19 protein-coding genes and 1 pseudogene are annotated in these 19,059 nt (G+C 72.3%); 14 read left to right on the top strand and 6 right to left on the bottom strand.

Features of this window, described 5'->3' with window-relative positions:
• Nucleotides 1-148: 148 nt before the first annotated feature.
• Nucleotides 149-364, bottom strand: a complete 216-nt coding sequence (locus tag ACWJ6R_RS11280; protein WP_449062166.1) for a hypothetical protein — start codon at nucleotides 362-364, stop codon at nucleotides 149-151.
• Between the two features lie 44 nt (nucleotides 365-408).
• On the opposite strand from ACWJ6R_RS11280, the gene ACWJ6R_RS11275 reads away from it, so the two are divergent.
• Nucleotides 409-1,950 (top strand): BTAD domain-containing putative transcriptional regulator, encoded by a 1,542-nt coding sequence (locus ACWJ6R_RS11275; protein ID WP_449062165.1) that lies wholly within the window; start codon nucleotides 409-411, stop codon nucleotides 1,948-1,950.
• A gap of 51 nt (nucleotides 1,951-2,001) precedes the next feature.
• Here ACWJ6R_RS11275 and ACWJ6R_RS11270 read toward each other — a convergent pair whose 3' ends face one another.
• The gene (locus ACWJ6R_RS11270; RefSeq protein ID WP_449062164.1) at nucleotides 2,002-2,877 is read right to left on the bottom strand and encodes an NAD(P)-dependent oxidoreductase; all 876 of its coding nucleotides are present in this window, start codon (nucleotides 2,875-2,877) and stop codon (nucleotides 2,002-2,004) included.
• Nucleotides 2,878-3,145: 268 nt separating this feature from the next.
• Between ACWJ6R_RS11270 and ACWJ6R_RS11265 the strand changes: the two genes are divergently transcribed.
• The 7 genes and pseudogenes from ACWJ6R_RS11265 to ACWJ6R_RS11235 all read left to right on the top strand — a co-directional run bounded on the left by ACWJ6R_RS11265 (nucleotide 3,146) and on the right by ACWJ6R_RS11235 (nucleotide 7,559).
• A complete protein-coding gene (locus ACWJ6R_RS11265) occupies nucleotides 3,146-3,319 on the top strand; it encodes a hypothetical protein (protein WP_449062163.1) in 174 nt (57 codons plus the stop codon).
• A pseudogene (locus ACWJ6R_RS11260) lies at nucleotides 3,279-3,575 on the top strand (hypothetical protein); the annotation flags it as partial. The gene ACWJ6R_RS11265 and the pseudogene ACWJ6R_RS11260, both read left to right, overlap by 41 nt.
• The gene (locus ACWJ6R_RS11255; RefSeq protein WP_449062162.1) at nucleotides 3,523-4,047 is read left to right on the top strand and encodes a sensor histidine kinase; all 525 of its coding nucleotides are present in this window, start codon (nucleotides 3,523-3,525) and stop codon (nucleotides 4,045-4,047) included. The pseudogene ACWJ6R_RS11260 and the gene ACWJ6R_RS11255, both read left to right, overlap by 53 nt.
• Nucleotides 4,048-4,146: 99 nt before the next feature.
• Nucleotides 4,147-5,316, top strand: a complete 1,170-nt coding sequence (locus ACWJ6R_RS11250; protein ID WP_449062161.1) for an AI-2E family transporter — start codon at nucleotides 4,147-4,149, stop codon at nucleotides 5,314-5,316.
• A gap of 9 nt (nucleotides 5,317-5,325) precedes the next feature.
• Nucleotides 5,326-6,270 (top strand): RNA polymerase sigma factor SigJ, encoded by a 945-nt coding sequence (gene sigJ / locus ACWJ6R_RS11245; RefSeq protein WP_449062160.1) that lies wholly within the window; start codon nucleotides 5,326-5,328, stop codon nucleotides 6,268-6,270.
• Nucleotides 6,271-6,363: 93 nt separating this feature from the next.
• The gene (locus ACWJ6R_RS11240) at nucleotides 6,364-6,780 is read left to right on the top strand and encodes an FAD-dependent oxidoreductase (RefSeq protein WP_449062159.1); all 417 of its coding nucleotides are present in this window, start codon (nucleotides 6,364-6,366) and stop codon (nucleotides 6,778-6,780) included.
• Nucleotides 6,781-6,803: 23 nt separating this feature from the next.
• Nucleotides 6,804-7,559 carry an FAD-dependent oxidoreductase gene (locus ACWJ6R_RS11235; RefSeq protein ID WP_449062158.1) on the top strand — a complete coding sequence of 252 codons (756 nt, stop codon included), beginning with the start codon at nucleotides 6,804-6,806 and terminating at the stop codon, nucleotides 7,557-7,559.
• Nucleotides 7,560-7,672: 113 nt separating this feature from the next.
• Here the strand turns inward: ACWJ6R_RS11235 and ACWJ6R_RS11230 are convergent, their stop codons facing one another.
• Both ACWJ6R_RS11230 and ACWJ6R_RS11225 read right to left on the bottom strand, forming a co-directional pair.
• On the bottom strand, nucleotides 7,673-8,410 hold the full coding sequence (locus tag ACWJ6R_RS11230; RefSeq protein ID WP_449062157.1) for an ankyrin repeat domain-containing protein: 738 nt from the start codon (nucleotides 8,408-8,410) through the stop codon (nucleotides 7,673-7,675).
• A gap of 71 nt (nucleotides 8,411-8,481) precedes the next feature.
• The gene (locus ACWJ6R_RS11225; RefSeq protein ID WP_449062156.1) at nucleotides 8,482-10,572 is read right to left on the bottom strand and encodes a prolyl oligopeptidase family serine peptidase; all 2,091 of its coding nucleotides are present in this window, start codon (nucleotides 10,570-10,572) and stop codon (nucleotides 8,482-8,484) included.
• 330 nt (nucleotides 10,573-10,902) lie between these two features.
• Here ACWJ6R_RS11225 and ACWJ6R_RS11220 point away from each other — a divergent pair, with 330 nt between their 5' ends.
• On the top strand, nucleotides 10,903-11,985 hold the full coding sequence (locus tag ACWJ6R_RS11220; RefSeq protein ID WP_449062155.1) for a M48 family metallopeptidase: 1,083 nt from the start codon (nucleotides 10,903-10,905) through the stop codon (nucleotides 11,983-11,985).
• Nucleotides 11,986-12,170: 185 nt separating this feature from the next.
• On the opposite strand, the gene ACWJ6R_RS11215 is transcribed toward ACWJ6R_RS11220, so the two are convergent.
• Nucleotides 12,171-12,692: a 2'-5' RNA ligase family protein gene (locus ACWJ6R_RS11215; protein ID WP_449062154.1), complete on the bottom strand. Its 522-nt coding sequence runs from the start codon at nucleotides 12,690-12,692 to the stop codon at nucleotides 12,171-12,173.
• Between the two features lie 143 nt (nucleotides 12,693-12,835).
• On the opposite strand from ACWJ6R_RS11215, the gene ACWJ6R_RS11210 reads away from it, so the two are divergent.
• From ACWJ6R_RS11210 to ACWJ6R_RS11190, 5 genes are all read left to right on the top strand, one after another.
• On the top strand, nucleotides 12,836-13,519 hold the full coding sequence (locus ACWJ6R_RS11210) for a hypothetical protein (protein WP_449062153.1): 684 nt from the start codon (nucleotides 12,836-12,838) through the stop codon (nucleotides 13,517-13,519).
• Between the two features lie 791 nt (nucleotides 13,520-14,310).
• The gene (locus tag ACWJ6R_RS11205; protein ID WP_449062152.1) at nucleotides 14,311-15,267 is read left to right on the top strand and encodes a TIGR01777 family oxidoreductase; all 957 of its coding nucleotides are present in this window, start codon (nucleotides 14,311-14,313) and stop codon (nucleotides 15,265-15,267) included.
• A gap of 154 nt (nucleotides 15,268-15,421) precedes the next feature.
• Nucleotides 15,422-16,477: an alpha/beta fold hydrolase gene (locus ACWJ6R_RS11200; protein WP_449062151.1), complete on the top strand. Its 1,056-nt coding sequence runs from the start codon at nucleotides 15,422-15,424 to the stop codon at nucleotides 16,475-16,477.
• Nucleotides 16,478-16,485: 8 nt separating this feature from the next.
• Nucleotides 16,486-17,355: an alpha/beta hydrolase gene (locus ACWJ6R_RS11195; RefSeq protein WP_449062150.1), complete on the top strand. Its 870-nt coding sequence runs from the start codon at nucleotides 16,486-16,488 to the stop codon at nucleotides 17,353-17,355.
• A gap of 300 nt (nucleotides 17,356-17,655) precedes the next feature.
• Nucleotides 17,656-18,237 (top strand): hypothetical protein, encoded by a 582-nt coding sequence (locus tag ACWJ6R_RS11190; protein ID WP_449062149.1) that lies wholly within the window; start codon nucleotides 17,656-17,658, stop codon nucleotides 18,235-18,237.
• A 122-nt stretch (nucleotides 18,238-18,359) separates the two neighbouring features.
• Here the strand turns inward: ACWJ6R_RS11190 and ACWJ6R_RS11185 are convergent, their stop codons facing one another.
• Nucleotides 18,360-18,794 (bottom strand): NUDIX hydrolase, encoded by a 435-nt coding sequence (locus ACWJ6R_RS11185; RefSeq protein ID WP_449062148.1) that lies wholly within the window; start codon nucleotides 18,792-18,794, stop codon nucleotides 18,360-18,362.
• Nucleotides 18,795-19,059: the final 265 nt, after the last annotated feature.

Below are 19,059 nucleotides of genomic sequence, written 5' to 3'. Positions count from 1 at the left end.
CAAGGTCACCAAGAGCGACGTCACCTACAAGTAGGCCGTAGGCACGTCCTCGGCAGGCGCCCACCGCGCGGTGGCGCCCCCTCCTCTTGCGTGCCGCGCGGGCGCACCCCACCGAGATCCGCCGGGTGATCGGCCACCGACCGCGGCATCAGCCACAAGACCACCTACCGCTGGTTTGGCAGGGAGGGGGATGGCGGCGGATGGTGTGCAGGTCGATGCCCGAGGTGGCGGCGTGGTCGATGAGCTTGGTGCGGTAGGCACTGTCGGCCCAGGCGGTGGTGAGGGTGGGATGGCTGACCGCGACGTGGGCCGGCAGGTTCAGCCGGTGGCGGCCGATCGGCTCCGGGCCGGCGGGTACGATCAAGGCATGGCGACCCCCGATCGCGGACAGGTGTGATGCGGTTTCGCATGCTGGGTCCGCTGGAGGTCGGTGACGGACAGCGGCCGTCGGTTCTCGGTGGGGCCAGGCAGAGGTCGACGCTCGCCCTGCTCCTGCTGCACGCCAACCGGGTGGTGGCGACGAGCCGGCTGCTGGAGGCGCTCTGGCCGGTGGACGGGGCTCCGGCGTCGGCCCGCAAGATCCTGCAGAACGCGGTCGCCGGCCTGCGCGGGGCGCTGGCCGGCGAGGACCGGACGAAGGGCGGGGCGGTGCTGGTCACCCAGCCGCCCGGATACATGCTCGCGGTCGATCCCGAGCAGGTCGACCTCCACGTGTTCGAGCGGCTGGTCGCCCGGGGGCGCGCCCATCTCGCCCGGGGCGGGCACGCGGAGGCCGCCGCGGACCTCCGGGAGGCGCTGGGCCTATGGCGCGGCCCTGTACTCGCCGACCTGGCCGAGACCGGCATCGCCTGGCCGGAGCTGGCCGCAGTGGAGAACGCCCGGCTGGACGCGACGGAGGACTACTTCGAGGCGGCGCTGGCCTGCGGCCGGCACCACGAGGTGGTGCGCGAACTCGAGGCCATGGTCGAGCGCGAGCCGTTGCGCGAGCGGTCCTGCGGCCAGCTCATGCTCGCCCTCTACCGATGCGGGCGCCAGGCGGACGCCCTGGAGGTGTATAGGCGGACGCGCGCCGTGCTGGTCGGGGAGCTGGGCGTCGATCCCGGCCACGACCTGCGAGCGTTGCAGCGGGCGATCCTCGACCACGACCCCTCCCTCCGCCCGGCCGCGGCCGACGGATTCCCGCCGCAGGCCGGGTCGTCCTCGTCGGCGGGGACGGGTGGCGGGCGGGGCGCCGAGGGCTTCGCGGAGGAGTGCTTGACCGGGCACGCGCTGCCCATCGTGGACCGCGACCACGAGCTGGCCGTCGTCCAGGGGATGCTGGAGCGGGCCGCGCACCGGCGCAGGCCGCACCTGGTGACGGTGCTGGGCGGAGCGGGGATCGGCAAGACCCGGTTCCTGATCGAGGTCGAGCGCCGGCTCGTCAGCCAGTCGCGGACCGCCCGGTACCTGGTGAGCAGGTGCCCGGCCACCGGCGTCACGGTTCAGAGCCTGGGCGGCGCCGCCCGGTTGCCGGCCGAGGCGCTCTCTCGCCTTACGGAGATCCTCGCGCAGGACGGTGTCCGGGACGCGGCCCGCATGGCGGCGGTGTGGAAGGAGTTCCTCGCCGGGCACCCCCTGGACCTGCCGCTGGTCCTGGTCATCGACGATCTGCACCGGGCGCCGGACGCCCTGCTGGAGTTCGTGGACGGGCTGGCCGCGGACCCGGTCCCGGTGCTGGTGGTCGCGGCGGCTCGCCCGAACCTGCTGGACCGCGTGTCCTGCTGGAGCGGGAGGCCGGACTCCGCCGTGCTCGCGCTGGACCGGCTCTCCGACGCGGCGGTGGACCAACTGCTCGACTTCCTCTGCCTCAGCGGCCCGGCGGAGCCGCACCACCCGCCCGGCGACCGGCGCGAGTACCTGCGCGGGCGGCTGCGGGCGGTCATCCGGGAGCCGGAGGGGCGGAGCCGCTGAGCGCGCGGTACCGGATCCCGGCCGGACCGGGGTCCGGTACCGCGCCGGGCCCTACCGCGTGCGCATCTGCTCGATCAGCCGCGCGTAGCCGTCGGAGGCGTGGCCGTCGGCGATCGCCCGTTCGACCAGGGCCCTGGTCCGGGCGGGCGGCTCGGCGTCGACGCCGCGGGCCCGGCTCTCGTGGATCAGGTGCCCGAGTGGTGAAAGGTGGGTCTCCAGCGTCGCGTCGTACGCCGCGTACTCTCCCGCGTCGATCTGCTCGGCCATGCCGGGCAGGAACGAGGCCACCCCGCCCAGCCAGCCGGTCGCGAAGGGAGTGAACGCGGTCGCCGGGATCTTCTCGGTGCCGACCAGCGCCACGGCGTGTAGGAAGCCGTTCAGCGTCGACCACATGATATCCAGCAGGGCCACGTCGTACAGGGCCGGGATGCCGGCGTCGGGGCCCAGGTAGGAACCCCCGCCGCCCAGCCGCTTCAGCACCGGCTCGACTTCCTCGAAGAGCTCCTGCTCCCCGGCGTAGAGGATGACCGCCTCGGGTGTGCCGATGCCCTGCGGGGTCATCATGATCGCTCCGTCGAGGTAGCGGATCCGGTGCCCGGCGGCCCAGCCGGCGAGGGCGCGTGCCTCCTCCGAGGTGCCGGAGGTGAGGTTGACCAGCACCCGCCCGGCCAGCTCCGTGCTCACCGGCTCCAGGATCTCCCGTACCGCGTCGTAGTCGCGGACGCAGACGACGACCACCTGCCCGGCCGCGACCGCGTCGCCGACCGTGACGGCACGCACCGCGCCCTTGCCTGTGAGGTCTCCGCCCCTGCCCGCGGAACGGTTCCAGACGGTCGTGGGGTGACCGCCGTCGAGGAACGCGCCGGCCAGGGCGGCCCCCATCATGCCCAGGCCGAGGACGGTGACCGCTTGACGCTCGCTGCTCATCGCATGCTCCGAATCGTTGAGGTGGACCGGGGAAGGACGGGCGGCTTCCGGGTGCCCACCGGCAACAGGTCGGTGGGCGCCGCCCGCTCCGGATGTCCCAAGGCTGCCCGGCCGCGCCCACCCGGCGCCCACCGCTGCGGAGCCCCATCCCGGAGGTCTCCCCGGTGACCGGTTACCGGCTCGTTACCGCGCAGGGCGCGGTTCCCCGGTTCGGCGAGCGGGGCCCGCGGCGGAGCAGCCTGGGGGCCTGCGGTTCTCGTGGGCCGCGATGCTGATCGCGAGGTACCCGGAGCGTCTCGACGAGGTGGCGGCCGTCCTGAGCGCCGTCAACACGGCCAAGTCGATCGCGTACACGGCGGCCCTGGCCACCGTGCTGGCCACGCTGCTCATAGGCCTCAGAGATGCGCGTACTGATCGTGGAGGACGAGCCCTACCTGGCTGAAGCCGTCCGTGACGGTCTGCGGCTGGAGGCGATCGCCGCCGACATCGCCGACGACTACCTCACCAAACCGTTCGAGCTGCGGGAACTCGTCCTGCGGCTGAGGGCTCTCGACCGCGGGCGCGCGCACGCCCGGCCCCCGGTCCGCGAGATCGCGGGTCTGCGGCTCGATCCCCTCCGTCGGGAGGTCTTCCGCGACGGACGCCATGTCGCCCTCACCCGCAAGCAGTTCGCCGTGCTCGAAGTCCTCGTCGCCGCTGTTCGGCCTCGTCGGGGGATGGATCCTCGCCGGCCGGATGCTCGCGCCGCTCACGCGGATCACGGAGGCGGCACGGGCGGCCGGGAACGGGTCGCTGTCCCACCGGATCCGCATGAAGGGCCGCCAGGACGAATTCCGTGAGCTCTCCGACGTGTTCGACTGGATGCTCGAGCGATTCGAGTCCCATGTCGCCGAGCAGCAGAGGTTCGCCGCGAACGCCTCCCATGAGCTGCGCACGCCGCTGGCGATCTCGCGGACGCTCCTCGACGTCGCCCGCAAGGATCCCGCACGGGATCGGGACGAACTCATCGAACGCCTGCACGCCGTCAACACGCGGGCGATCGACCTCACCGAGGCCCTCCTGCTGCTCAGCCGCGGCGACCGCGGAGACTTCCCCCACGAGAGCGTCGACCTGTCCCTCCTCGCCGCCGGAGGCCTCCTCGTCGTGGTCCGGCTTCCCGGCACCCCGTAGACGTGCGGTCAGCCCGTCGTGATCCACCGGCCCGGAACGAGGGGCGCAGACCCCGTCCGCGGCGAGTGGTTCCGCCATCACGCGCCTTAAGGTGATCTCATGCCTGCCACGCTGAGTTCCACGAAGACCCGAGCGGCGTTGCGTTCCTCGGCCCGCATCTGCCTGGAACTGCTCCTGGTCCTGCTGATGATCGCCGTGGTGCTGTGGACGATGGGGTGGACGTGGTCGATCACTTGGCCCGTGGTCGTCGCGCTGCTGCTGACCACGCTGACCTGGCCGCCCACCCGTTTCCTGCGCCGGCGCGGATGGCGCCCGGCCCTGGCCGCGTCGGTCGTGACCGTGCTCTTCCTCATCGTGGCGGCGGGCATCGCGGTGCTGATCGCCGTGCCGGTCGCGTCCCAGTCCGGTGAACTCACCACCGGCGTGGTCGACGGCATCCAGCAGCTGCGGAAATGGGCCGCCGGCCCGCCGTTGAACATCGGCGACGACCAGCTCGCCAAGGGGCTCGACACGGCGGCGGCCCGCATCCAGGACAGCGTCGGCGGCATCGTCAACGCCGCCGTCACCGGAGTGGGAACGGTGGTCAACGGAGTCGTCACCACGGTGCTGGCCCTCTTCCTGATGTTCTTCTTCCTGAAGGACGGACCCAGGTTCCTGCCCTGGCTGACCCGCCAGCTGCCCGGCCGGCTCGCGGTCGATGTCCCGGCCGTCGCGGCGCGCGGCTGGGACACCTTGGGGGCGTTCGTCCGGTCGCAGGCCTTCGTCGGCCTGCTGGACGCCGTCTTCATCGGACTGGGCCTGTGGATCGTCGGCGTACCGCTGGTGCTTCCGCTGGCCGTACTGACGTTCGTGGCGGCGTTCGTGCCGATCGTGGGCGCCTTCTTCGCCGGCTTCGTGGCGGTGCTCATCGCCCTGGTGTCCAACGGCCTGACCGACGCGCTCATCGTGCTGGCGATCATCGTCGTGGTGCAGCAGCTCGAGGGCAACGTCTTCCAGCCCATGGTGCAGAGCCGCGGCCTGGGTCTGCACGCGGCGGTGGTCCTGCTCGCGGTCACGCTCGGCGGCAGCCTGGCGGGCATCGTCGGCAGCCTGCTCGCGGTGCCGGCGGCCGCGCTGATCGCCGTGCTCTGGAACTATCTGCGTGAGCAGCTCGGCGAGCCGGTCCAGGAGGAGCCGGTCCGGGAGGGGCCGACCCGGCAGGAGCCGGTCCAGGAGGAGCCGACCCGGCAGGAGCCGGGGGCGGGCGAACCGGATGGCGGTGCGATCTAAGATCGGGTCATGCCCTTGACCGCGGACGACGTCGACCGGTTCGAGGCCTCCAGGCCGCGCCTGGAAGCCATCGCCTACCGCCTCCTCGGCTCCGCCGGAGAAGCCGAGGACGCCGTGCAGGAGACGTTCCTGCGCTGGCAGGCCGCCGACGTCGGCCGCATCGAGGTCCCCGAGGCCTGGCTGACGAAGGTCCTCACCAACCTGTGCCTCAACCAGCTCACCTCCGCACGGGCGCGCCGCGAGATCTACGTGGGCCAGTGGCTCCCCGAGCCGCTGCTGGCCGGGGACCCGATGCTCGGCCCGGCCGACACCGCCGAGCAGCGCGAATCGGTCTCGTACGCGGTCCTCACCCTCATGGAACGCCTCTCGCCCGGCGAACGGGCGGTGTACGTGCTGCGGGAGGCCTTCGACTACCCGCACCGGGAGATCGCCGAGATCCTCGACATCACCGAGGCCGCCAGCCAGCAGCTCTTCCACCGCGCCAAGAAGCACGTCGCGGACGGCCGGGCCCGCACCGAGATCGGCGAGGCCGCCGCACGGCGGATCATCGAGGAGTTCCTGGCGGCCGCCGCCAGCGGCCGGATCGAGCCGCTCGTGCGCCTGCTCACCGAGGACGCCATCGCGATCGGCGACGGCGGCGGGAAGGTCCCGGCCCGGGCCAAGGCGTTCGAGGGCGCCGTCGCGGTCGCGAAGTTCCTGCGAGGCCTGTTCAAGCCCGGCCAGGGCAAGCGCGCCCTGGTCGGCGGCGCGATCGAGGCCTACGCCTGGACCGCCAACGGGGAGCCCGCCGTCGTGGCCGTCGTGGACGGCCGGGTCATCGGCGTCATGTGCCTGGAGGTCACCCCCGAGGGCATCGCCGCGTTCCGCAGCCAGGTCAATCCCGACAAGCTCCACCGCGCGACCGCGTGCTGGTCGGCAGCCGATCACGGGGAACCCCTGTTCAACGCCTTCTGATCGCGATGTGAGGTGTTTCACACCGTGTTCCTGTCAGGAAACGGCGGGCCGCCCGGTTCAAGGGGCGAATCCGCGTAAGACAGGAGCAAGGGCATGCAGCACCGCATCATCGTCCTCGGAGCCGGATACGCCGGAGCGACCGCCGCAGGGCGCCTCGCCAGGCGGCTCCGCCGCGAGGACGTCGCGATCACCCTCGTCAACGCCGAGCCCGACTTCGTCGAACGCGTCCGCCTGCACCAGCTGGCGGCCGGCCAGGACCTCAGGCCCCGGCCGCTGCAGGAGATGTTCGCGGGCACCGGCGTCGAGCTGAGGATCGCGAAGGCCACCGGCATCGACGTCGACCGCAAGACCGTCGCCGTCGATGGCGCGGACGGCGCCGGCGAGCTCGCCTACGACACGCTCGTCTACGCCCTCGGCAGCGGCTGGAACAGCCAAGGCGTCCCCGGGGTGGCCGAGCACGCCCATGAGATCGCCGGCCGCCCCGGGCGCTCCGGCTGCGCGAGCGCCTGACCCGCCTCGAGGCCGGGCAGAGCGTGGTCGTCGTCGGCGGCGGTCTCACCGGCCTGGAGGCCGTAGCCGAGATCGCCGAGGCCCGCCCGGACCTCGACGTCGCCCTCGCCGCCCGTGACGGTCTCGGTGACTGGCTCTCACCCAAGGGCCGAGCGCACCTGTGGAAGGTCTTCGGCGGACTCGGGATCACCGTGCACGAGCACGCGGCCGTCACCGGCGTCGAAGCCGACCGCGTCACCACCGCCGACGGCGGGGCCATCCCGGCCGCGGTCACCGTGTGGACCACCGGTTTCGCGGTCCACCCGATTGCGCAGGCGACAGCCCTGGAGGTCACCGGCACCGGCCAGATCGTGGTCGACGGCACCATGCGCTCGGTCTCGCATCCGGACGTGTACGCCATCGGCGACGCGGCCATGGCGATGGGCCCCGGGGACAAGCCGCTGCGGATGTCGTGCGCCTCGGGGACTCCGGCCGCGTGGCAGGCCGCAGACGCCATCGCGGCGCGCCTGACCGGCGTGAGGGTCCCGGACGCGTCGATCCGTTACTTCAACCAGTGCATCTCGCTGGGCCGCAAGGAGGGTTTGATCCAGTACGTCACCGCCGACGACCGCGCAGTGCGGACGGCCTTGACCGGGCGGCTCGCCGCCGTCTACAAGGAACTGGTCTGCAAGGGCGCCGCCTGGGGCGTCGCCAACCCGACGTTCGGGCTGCCGACCCGGCGCCGCCGCGTCACGCGGGGAGGGGTCGCGGCGGGCTCGGCCGTCAGGGAGTCGGCGTAGAGCGTGAGCGGAGCGAGCGCCGCCGGTGGCATCGACCGGCTGGTCGCGGTGGACTCCACCATCGGCGCGACGACCGGCGCGTCACCGGCGGCGTCGACGAGCTCGAAGAGTGTTCAACGCAGTTGCACGGCCGTCTTGGCGCCATGCGCGCGCAACCAGGCGGCCAGCTCGTCGGCGCCGGACCGGCAGGCGGCGTCCAGCGGGGTCAGCCCGTCGTAACCCACCCGGTTGAGCTCGGCTCCCCGGCTCAGAAGGTACTCGGCCGTCTCGCGCTGACCGCCGTGGCAGGCACACCACAGGGCACCGGTCAGCTCCCGGCCGCCGGGCGCGGGGTCGACGTGCAGCAGGTCGTATACGCGCTCGACCAGGCCGAGCGCCGCGGCCTGCCACAGATTGGCCTGTGCGCCGCGCTCGACCAGGCGGCGCGCGGCGTTCCATCGCCCGAACGCGACCGCGTCGGACAGCGGCGCACCGCCGTCGATGACCGAGCCCGGCGCTTCGATGTCGGCGCCGGCCGCCAGCAGCGCATCCAGCACGGGCACGTCATCGGTGCTGGCCGCCCAATGCAGCGCCGTTTCGGTGTGCGGGCCGGCGAAGCGGCCGTCGACCTCGGCGCCCGCGGCCACCAGCACCTCGACGGTTCGTGGGCCGTTCGGATGGTGGCCGGGCCAGTCGGTGGCCACATGCAGCAGCGTGCGCGACATCCCCTCGGGATCGCCGAGCCGGACCCGGGCCAGGTCCGGCTGCTCGCCCAGCAGACGCCGGAGCCTGTCGACGTCACCGCACTGGATCGCCGTCACCACGGCGAGCGCGAGCGGATCCTCGACGTCCAAGTAGGTCATGGTCACCATCGTCGGACTTCCCGTCCGTGCGCGCCACCCCGGTGCCCTGCCATCGGCCCGACCATACGTCCGCCTCTTGATCATCTTGATGGCCTGTCGGACGCGTGCAGGATGAAGGCCAGCACATCGGCGAGCAGTGCCTGCTCCCGGTCTCGGGTCGAGCCGGCGCCGTGCCAGCCGTGCTCCTCGACGCGCATCAGCACCGGCCGGCCGGAGGCCGTGGCCGCCTGCAGGCGGGCGGCGAGCTTCGCCGGCTGCCACGGCGGCACCCGCGCGTCACGCAGGCCGGCGGTCAGCAGCACCGCCGGGTACGGCACGCCGTCTCGAACCCGCAGGTAGGCATCGATGATCAGCAGGGCACGCAGGCCCTCCTCGGTGGTGACGCTGCCGAACTCGGGCACGTTGACCGGCCCGCTCTCGGTGAACTCGTTGCGCACGGCGTTCACCGTCGGCACGTGCATCGCCATGGCCGCCCACAGATCGGGGCGGCGCACCAGCGCGCCGCCGGTGGGGATGCCGCCGCTGCTGGCGCCCTCGGCGGCCAGCCGTCCCGGGCGGGTGTAGCCGAGGGCGATGAGATGCTCGGCGCAGTCGATGAAGTCCGTGATGGTGGCCTCCTTGCGCCCACCGCGCCCGGCCTCGTGCCACTGGCGGCCGTAGGTGCCGCCGCCGCGCAGGTGCGCGACGGCGTAGACGCCGCCGCGCTCGTACCAGGCGAGCATCTCAGGACGGAACTCCGGCAGGTCGATGAACCCGTGGGAGCCGTAGCCGGTGAGCACGACCGGGTTGTCGCCGTCCAGCTCCAGGTCCCTGTGGTGGATGACGGTGAGCGGGATCAGCGTCCCGTCCTGCGCGGGCGCGTACAGCATGCGGGCGTGCACGTCGCCGAAGTCCACCGGTGAGCGGGGCGCCAGCCCGGCGTCCTGGAGGGATCGGCCGTCGTAGCGGTAGAGCCGTGGCGCGTCGGTCCAGCCGGCCACCAGCAGCAGGGCTTCAGGCCGCGTCGGGTGGGTGGTCCACTCCAGGATGGCGCCGTCCACCGGCATCGGGAGGTCGGCCACCTCGCCGCCGGACAGGGGCACGTGCCGCATCCGGCTGACGCCACCGTCGAGATCGCGCACCAGCAGCCGGTCGCCCACCACCCGCACCGACTCCACCACCCGCTCGCCTACGGGCACGATGACCCGGGCTCGGGACAGATCGGGTGCGGCGAGCGGAACGGCCAGCACGCGCGAGCGCGGCGCGTCCCGATACGAGACCAGGTACAGGGTGTCGTGGCTGGTGGCGAAGGCGGTCACGCCGTCGGCTGCGCCCGCGACCTTCCGCCACGGGCAGGCGGCCGGGTCGGCCAGCCCGGTGCGCGGCGCCACGTATATCGTGCAGTCGCTCAGCTGCTCGCTGGTCCAGGGCCAGGGGCTGAGCGCGCCGTGGGAGACGATCGCCAGCATCCACTCGCCGTGCGGCGGCACCACCAGGAAGGGCCGGTCGCGCGGGGTCAGCTCGATGTGGGGGTTGAGGCCGCGGGCCAGCACCACCGCATCCTGCGCCGGGTCAGCGCCCAGGCGGTGCAGGAAGGAGCGGCTGTCCAAGAGATTCCGCTCCGCGTAGCGGTGATAGACGAACGACCGGCCGTCCTCCAGCCAGCTCAGGAAGGCGAAACGCGTCGTGGGCGGGATCGTCTCCCGCAGGGCTCCCGAATCGGCGTCGATCACGTGGATGGAGCCGTCCTCCGACCCGGAGGCGGAGACGGCGCAGGCGACGTGGCGGCCGTCGGGGGAGGGCACGTACCAGTCGATGGCGTGGTGCCCGTCGCCGGGCAGCGTGGCGGGGTCGAACAGGACCCTGCGCGCTCCGCCGGCCTCGGTCACCGTCAGCACCGGCACGCGGGCGTTCGGCTCGCGTACCAGGGCGAAGATTCTGTCGGCCGCCATCGCCAGGCCGAAGTGCTGCGTGAGCTCACCGCCCAGTTCGCGGATCCGGGTCAGCAGGCCGGAGCGGTGCGGCAGGGCGTCCAGGTGCTCGCGGGCCTGCCTGGCTTGGCCGTCCAGCCACTGATGGAACTCCTCGCCTCCGGTCTCCATCCACCGGTAGGGGTCCTCGAGCGTGATGCCGTGCAAGGTCTCGCGCACGACGTCCACCCGGGCGATCGGGGGTTCGGTGATGTCGCTCATAGGCGCATGATCACATGCCGGAGATCCGAGCACCGGACGGCGAGCGATCCGGGCGCGGCCGCCCGCAGGACACGGGCCGTCCCGACCGCGGGCGTCCGGCCCGCCGCCGTTCCCGGACGGGCCGGCGCCCCCGCCGCACCGGACCGCGGCAGGAGCGGTGCGGAGCCGCTCTCCGGGCCGCCCTAACTTTGGGATACACATATGCACGAACAGGACAGATTCTTCGGATATCGGGGTCGGTGTGCTCACGCGGGTCCACCACTCGCCCCGGACGCGCCGTGACGAGCGCGCCCAGGCCGAGGGCCACGAGACGGTCGGAAAGGTGAGGCGATGACCACAGGCCTGCCGGCAGGGGTGCCGAGGCTGCGGGCGGTGCGCGCGGTCGTCTCGACCGCGCCGCTGCTGCTGATCCCCCCGGGGCTTCGCCGCCTGGGCCCGCCGGTGGCGGTGGTAGCGGCCGCCGCGGCGGCCTGGATCCTGCACGACCCCCTGATCCGGGGCCTCGGGTTCGCCGGCGTGCTGCTGACGGCCGTCCTGCTGAGCGTCGCCGTCGAGGTGGTCGTGCTCCGCGCCGTCAGGTCCGTCCGGGACGGCCGGATCAGTCGCACCGGGCGGGGTCTGTATCGCCTGCCGCGACGCGAGCATCCCGAGCTGCACGCGCTCGTCGCCGAGGTCGCCGACGCCCTCGGTGCGCGCCGGCCGGGGCGGCTGTACGTGTGGGCGCACCACGACGCGGCGGCCGTGCGGGTGCTGCCGTGGCGTGATGAGCTACGGCTGGGCCTGCCGTACCTCACCGAGATGAGCCGCGACGAGCTCACGGCCGTCATCGCCTACGAGCTCACCGTGCTGCGGCACCTGCGCACCTGGCCGATGGGGGCGCTGTACCGGCTGTGGCGGCGCGAGGTACGCGGCGGCCGCATCCCGCCGGCCGAGGTCCGGACCGCGGTGGAGACGATGATCGGTGAGGCGGACGCCGCGGGCGCGCGGGTGGCCGGACGGCAGGCGATGGTCTCGGCCCTGTACCGCGGCACCCTGATCACGCAGTCGTTCGTCTGGTTCGCCTTCCGCTACGCCTGGCCCCTGGTCGGCATGAAGGCGTATCCGCCGGATCTGTATCAGGGATGGCGCTGGAAGATGCGCGAGGACGACTTCCTGCGGCGCTTCGTGCGCTGGGCCGGCCACGACGAGCGCCCCGGCAACCTGACCGACCGCATCGCCGTACTCGGCGGTGCGGTCGACGACGTGCCGCCGGTCGCAGGGCCCGCGCTGCTGTCCGGACTGCCGCCGAAGACTGAAGCGGCCCTGGCCCGCTCCTATGTGCGCAGGCGCCTGCCGGGCGGCCACACCGTCAGACGCGCCGTCGCCTTCCGGGACGTGCCCGATCAGGTAGTGCCGCCTGCACGTCGACGGTGACCGTGTAATGGTCGAGCCTGCCATCGGACGCCGGGCCGCTCGCTCGTCCTCTCGCTGCCTCCAGCGCGGCGGATACGCCACGCGCAGCGGCAGGCGGCAGCGCTCGCCCGCTCAGGGCCGGCACGGGTGATGCCGGGGCCGGCGCGGCGCCGTCCCGCCGGCAGGGGCGGCGGTGGCAGATCGGGTCAGCCCTGTCCCGCCAGGGGGACGGTCGTGCGGAGCGCGCCGTCGTAGCTGCGCGCGCCGGAGAACGCCCCGGTGGCCTCGGCCAGTCCATCGAGCACCGTGACCGCCTGCGCCCGGGTTCCGGCGTCCAGGTTGCGGGCGAGCGTCACGTGCGGGATCCACCGTCCCGGCGCGTGCAGCGGGTTGCCGCCGCAGAAGCCGCCCAGTACCCGCCACGCCCCCGCGTGTACGGCCAGCAGCCGGTCCTCCGGCACCACGCCCCAGGCCAGCACCCGCGCCCGGCCGGCGAACAGCAGCAGCGGCCCCAGCCTGACCGGCACCGGCAGGTCACCGAAGGCCTCGGCGAACGCGGCCGGCGCGTCGGGCGGCAGCCGTTCGCAGACCGCCAGCGTCAGGTGGGGGCGGTTGGTCGGATGCGGGTGCCGTGCCTGGCCGGGCAGTCCCTCGGCCGCCAGCCGGTCCCAGGCCGCGCGCACCGCCGAGTCGAGCACGTCGTCGCAGGTCAGCTCGATGGTGTGCATCCGGCAACGGTAGCGGGTGCACCGTGTCCGACCGCGGATCTCTTCTCCGGGGCGTGAACCTTTTGCGCGCGGCGGCTGTCGCATCGTGTATGGGACCGGAGCACGGACGCGGAGGAGTCACCATGGCGGGTACGGGTCGGACGATGAATCGCGTGGCGGCGGTGGCGGCCGGGGCGCTCACCGCGGTCGTCCTGGCGGGAGGAGGCGCCACTGCCGGGGCGGTCACCGGGGCCGCCGCCGCGGGGAAGCACACGGGAGCGGGGGATCGCGGTTGGAAACTGCCGAGGGACTTCCTGCTCCACGAGGCCCGGGCCCGCAAGCCGGTGAGGTACCCGGAGGAGGAGAAGTGGACGATCAGTGACCGGCACGAACGTCTCAGCCTCTCGCCTTGCGGCGTGGGCCGTTCCAAGGACCGGGGCCGGGTGAGCACCCGGACGGTCACCTACACGGCGCCGGAGTTCTACCAGGCCGAGCAGGTCGTGATCTACCGCTCCGAGCGGACCGCGCGCACGGCAATGGCCGACTTGCGGAAACGGGCCGGTGGATGCGAGGCCGACGAGGGCGGCCAGGTGGTCGCCAGGGGCTGGACGGAGAAGATCGAAACGGGGGACCAGGCCGTCCGGGTGATCGTCCAGAACTACGACCGCAAGGACGGAGGTCCCGCCATCGGCGGTCGGCGGGGCGTCATCGTGCGCAAGGGCCGCGCCCTGGTGAGCTACATGCACGCCGGGGAGTACAGCGAGGTGCGCGCCTCGGACTTCCGCCGGCAGCTGAAGGATGCCCGGAAGATGGCGGTGAAGGTCTGCTCGCTGCCCGGCGTCTGCTGACCGGTGTCCGCCGGGCGGGTCCCTCTCTTCGAGGTCCTGCCAGACGATGGACCCGTTGGACTGGTAGGTGCGCGCGTCGAGGCCGAGGAGGGTGAGATCCAGGCCCGTTATCGCCCGCTCCTCGTGCCAGTCGGCGATCGCGGCCCGTCCCTGGAGGATGACGGCGACGAGGAGGGAGAGCGTCACGGCCGCCGCGATCCTCGGCCACCGCGGACCGCGGCTCGCGGCTCGCGGCGATCCAGGCCACCGCCGCGTAACCGGTCATCCCGGCGAGGACGGACGGGAGCACGTGGAACGCCGTGGGCGGTTCGGGAGCGGAGTGGCTGGAGATGAGAGCGTTCAGCGCCTGCACCAGGGCCGCGAAGGCGAGCGGCCCGGCCAGCGCGGTCGCCCACCAGCGGGGCAGCCGGGTGCGTACGGCCAGCATCGCGCCCAGCGGCACAGGTACGACCAGTATCAGGAACAGGTGGATGACGGCGATGCCTTCGGCATGCCACCAGATCGCACCCTCCACCGTCCCGACAACGGCGCCGATCAGGATGCCCCGGCCAGTGACGGGCCAAGACGTCATTGTTCTCATATATGGATAATCGGGCAGGAAGTTGCATGGATGGGAACGTGCATACCCGGCTCCGGCTGAGTACGCGTACTCATCTTGTCCTGCCGGAGGCCGCCGTGATCTCCAGGCAGAGTGAGGGCGGGGAGGAGACGGACGATGTGAGCACCGACTCCCTTTTGAACGCGTTCAACTCCCTGCGCTAGGCTCTCCCCATACACCTGGGGGAAGCCTGATGAAGATAGTGATACCCGGGGGAACCGGGCAGGTAGGCACGATCCTGAATCACGCGCTGACCGCCGCAGGCCATGAGGTCGTGGTCCTCACCAGAGGGCCGGTGCGCGGCCGTGAAGTCCGCTGGGACGGCGAGACCCTGGGTCCATGGGCGGAGGAGATCGACGGCAGCGACATCGTGATCAACCTGGCCGGACGCAGCGTCAGCTGCCGCTACACTCCGGCCAATCTGCAGGCCATGATGGATTCGCGGGTGCACTCCACCCGGATCGTGGGTGAGGCGATCGCAGCCGCCGCGCGGCCTCCCCGAGTCTGGTTGCAGATGAGCACCGCCACCGTCTACTCCCACCGCTTCGACGCGCCCAACGACGAGGCGACCGGCGTGCTCGGCGGCGCTGAACCCGGTGTCCCAGGCTACTGGGCCTACAGCGTCGAGATCGCAAAAGCGTGGGAGCAGGCGCAGGAGCGAGCCGGAACCCCGCACACGCGCAAGGTCGCCATGCGCTCCGCCATGGTGATGAGCCCCGATCGCGGCGGTGTCTTCGACGTCTTGCTGCGGCTGGCGCGGCTCGGCCTCGGCGGCCCGGTCGCGGGCGGTGCGCAATACGTGTCCTGGATCCACGACCGCGATTTCGTCCGCGCCGTCGAGTTCCTGATCGACCGAGACGACCTCACCGGGCCGGTGAACCTCGCCGCTCCCGTTCCTCTGCCACAGCGCATGTTCATGCGCGTGCTGCGCGCCGCGTGGGGTGTCCCGGTGGGCCTGCCGGCAACGGAGTGGATGGCCGAGCTCGGCGCGTTCGCGCTGCGCTCGGACACCGAACTCCTGTTGAAAAGCCGCCGGGTCGTCCCCGGCCGCCTGCTCGAAGCGGGCTTCGCTTTCGACTACGCCCAGTGGCCGGAGGCCGCCGGGGACCTCGTGCGGCGCGTGCGCGGCGGGTCGGGCCTCACCGGGTGAGTCTTCGGCTCCTGCCGATCGTCCACGGCCTCGCCGTGCGGCGGGGCCCTGAGACGGCGTCACCGGAGACGGCGTCGCCGGCCGACATGCGGCGGAGAAAGGTATGTCGCCGGCCCACACTGTCGGACGGAGTCCTCCTTGGCAGGATTCGTGTATGGAACTCACTGTTCGTGGTCTGCGGCACAACCTCCTGGTCCGTGGACCCATCGACGGCCCGCCCGTGCTGCTGATCCACGGCAACTGCTCCTCCGCGGCGTTCTGGGAGCCGCTGGTACGGCTGCTGCCCGAGCACTGGCGGATCGTCGCGCCCGACCTGCGCGGTTACGGAAGCACCGACGCCGCTCCGGTCGACGCCACCCGCGGGCTGCGTGACTTCGCCGACGACCTGGCCGCGCTGCTGGACGCGCAGGAGGTCTTCCCGGCAGGCGCCCGTCCGGTCGTGGTGGCCCACTCCATGGGCGGCGGCGTGGCGATGCGGCTTCTGATCGACGCCCCCGAGCGGGTCGCCGCGCTGCTGCTGGAGGCGCCGCTGTCGCCGTACGGCTTCGGCCTGGGCGGGGCGGGCGCGGCCAACCCCGACTTCGTGGCCCGCCTGGCGGCCGGTGACCGCGGCGACGACTCGCCCGCCAGCCCCCGGACGATCCTGCGCACGTACTACGTGGCCGATCCGGCGAGCCTGGGCGCGGACGAGGAGCTGCTGCTCGACACGGTCCTGTCCACCGCGACCGGCGAGGGCAACTACCCGGGCGACGCGGTCGCCTGCGACGACTGGCCGGGTATGGGAGCCGGCCGGCGTGGCGTGCTCAACGCCATGGCGCCGCAGTGGTTCGACCTCGCCGACGACCTGGTCGCGGTTCCCGGTAAGCCGCACGTGACCTGGGTGCGGGGCGACGTCGACCAGATCGTCTCGGACACGTCCCTGTTCGACCTGGCCTACCTCGGCAAGCTCGGCGCGGTCCCCGGCTGGCCGGGCGAGGAGATCTGCCCGCCCCAGCCGATGGTCACCGAGACCAGGGCGGTCCTCGACCGCTACACCGAGGCCGGAGGCTCCTACGAGGAGATCGTCTACGAAGGGGTCGGGCACAGCCCGCACATCGAGCGCACCGCCGACTTCGCCGCGATCGTGACCCGCGTCGTGGCGGACACGGCGGCGGGCAAAGTGGCGGCGGGCAGCGTGACGGGCGCCGCGGCCGACGCGCCGGGCCGGTGAGCGAACCGGTGAGCGAGCCGGTCCACCGCAGGGAGCGGGTACCCGTCCGGGGCGGCGCGCTGCGGGCGGGGGTGTGGGGCGAGCGGGGACCGCTGGTCGTCGCCGCCCACGGCATCACCTCCTCCCACCTGGCGTGGACGCTGCTCGGCCCGGACCTGGGGCGCGACCACCGCTTCGTCGCGGTGGACCTGCGCGGCCGGGGCGGCAGCCGGGACCTGCCGGAGCCGTACGGCATGGCCGCGCACGCCGACGACCTCGCCGCCGTGATCGAGCACTACGGCGGCGGGCCGGCGCTGCTGGCCGGGCACTCGATGGGCGGGTTCGTCGTGGCCGAGACCGCCCGCCGCCACCGGGACCTGGTGGACCGGCTCGTCCTGGTGGACGGGGGAGCGCCGCTCCCCCTGCCCGCGGGCGCGGGCACCGTACGGGAGGCGATCGAACGCACGGTGGGGCCGATCGTGGCCCGGCTGGAGCGGACGTTCGCGACCCGGGAGGAGGGCCGGGACCTGTGGCGCGCGCATCCGGCCTTCGCCGAGTGGACCGAGGCGTGCGCCGCCTACGCCGACTACGACCTGGTGAACCTGGGCGACCGGTTCGAGGCCGCGTGCCGGATGGAGGCCGCGCTCGCCGACGCGCCCGAGGTGTACGCCCTGCCCGGCGCGGTCCCCGCGCCGCTGCCGGTGCCCGCCGTGTTCCTCCGGGCGGCCCGCGGCATGCTGGACGAGCCGGACCTGCCGCTGTACTCACCCGGCCGGGCCACCGAGTGGCTGCCCGGCGTCGCGGAGTCCACCGTGGAGGACGTCAACCACTACACGATCACCCTGTCCCCCCGCGGCGGCGCGGAGGTCGCCGCCGCCGTACGCGATCTCGCGCACTGACCCGCGGGACTCCGCTGCCCAGCGTCTCATCACCCGCCCGGACCCGCCACCGCGATCGTCCAGGGCACCGCCGCCCTTCCGATGCCGTGATCTGTGAACGGTTCCCCGCTCACTACAGCGCGGGATGCGGAGAATGCGTCGAGTAACCGTAAAAAGCTGTTCTGGCCCTGCCGGACAGTGGCCGGCGAGGCGCTGCTTGTCCCATGATCAGCGATGGGATGACAACACCATGAAGCAGCACCGACAGCTCGACAGAGCATGCCATCCGACAGGTGGCGATGCGCGCGCCGCCCGGCGCGGATGAACCCCCACCGCAGACGCGCCCTGCTCGCCGTACTGGCCGTCAGCGTGCTCCTCGGCGCACTGGCGATGGGAAGCGCCCTGTGGTGGGGCGGCAACCGGCATCCGCTGACCTTAGTGCCGCAGAGCGCGTTGCTCCTGCTGGGATTTTGGGTCATCGACCGCACCCGGACCTTCGCCGATCCGGTCCGGCTGCGCGAATTGCACATCCTGGTCCGCGCCATGCCGGCCAGCGCCTACAGCAGTGGCCGCGACGGAGTGCTGCTGTGGCGGGTCCAGCGCAGGAAGCGCTCGGCCATCGTCTGCCGGCTTTCGCAAGCCGCCCTGGCCGAGGCCGAGCTGGCCGCCGGCCAGCCGGTCAGCTACGACGTCTTCTCCGTCAAGGAGTACACGATCAGCCGCTATCACGGCAGCTACATCCTGAACCGTGACACCGGCGGCGCCTGGCGGTTCAGCTCGCCCTACCGGCATACGCGCCGCTCGAGCCCGCGGGAGATGATGTTCGCGGTCAGGACCGGAGCGGCGTACATCTGTCCTGTGCCAGGGGATCGTCTTCGGCAGCAGTGCCGTGACCTGGGATGAGGAATTTCAAGTGGCGAAGCGCACCCGTGAGGGGTGAGCCTGTGCCTGTCGGGCAGAGCAGACTCCGCCATTGGATCTTGCTCAGTCGCGAGTTTGGCGATTCGGGCGGTAGTCGCGTGCGATCAGTCGAAGAGCGCCCCGAGTAGCGCACCTTGGCCGGACTGGAGGACATGAGCGGCTTCCAGCGGGATCCAGAAACACTCGAAGTTGGTGGGGTCCTGTTCGCCATCGTGGAGTTCCTGGCTGGCCCATCGCTCCGGGGTGGGCTCGGTGAGCTCCAGGTGGAAGACGTGGCGGTGCTGGATCTCGAAGCGGTAAGGGCTGATGTCGTAGGTGACCTCACCGAGCTTCCGGAGGATCCTGAACTGAGTGAAACCCGTCTCCTCCCGTGCCTCACGAAGGGCGGCGTCCTCCGGTGTCTCCTCCGGCCGGATGCTTCCAGCAGGGACTTGAATTCCGACCTCCTCGTAGCTGAAGTCGGTGTGCCGGAAGACCAGCAACCGTCCGTCACGAACGATGTAGCACAGCACCTTGTCCTTAATGACTTTGCCTGTCATGGGTTCCTTCCCGTTTGGGAGTGAGCATCGCTGCGGTGAGCGCGATGGCGTCGGGGTATTTCGCCGCGTCGATGTAGGCATCGTGATCGTCTGGAGTGCCGTTGCCGTGGTTGGTGCTCTGCAGGATGAGGAGCCGATATCTCCAGTGGGCTGGGAGGGCTGCTGGCGATCGTGGCCAGGGAGGGACCGCCCCGATGGCGGCCTGGTAGGTCGGAAGGTGTCAAGTCAAATGCGACAGGGAGTCGGCTGATCTGATCGCTAGGCT

Source organism: Planomonospora algeriensis (assembly GCF_977012225.1).
Note: the sequence above shows the minus strand (reverse complement) of the source record. Positions and strands in the feature narration are given on the sequence as shown.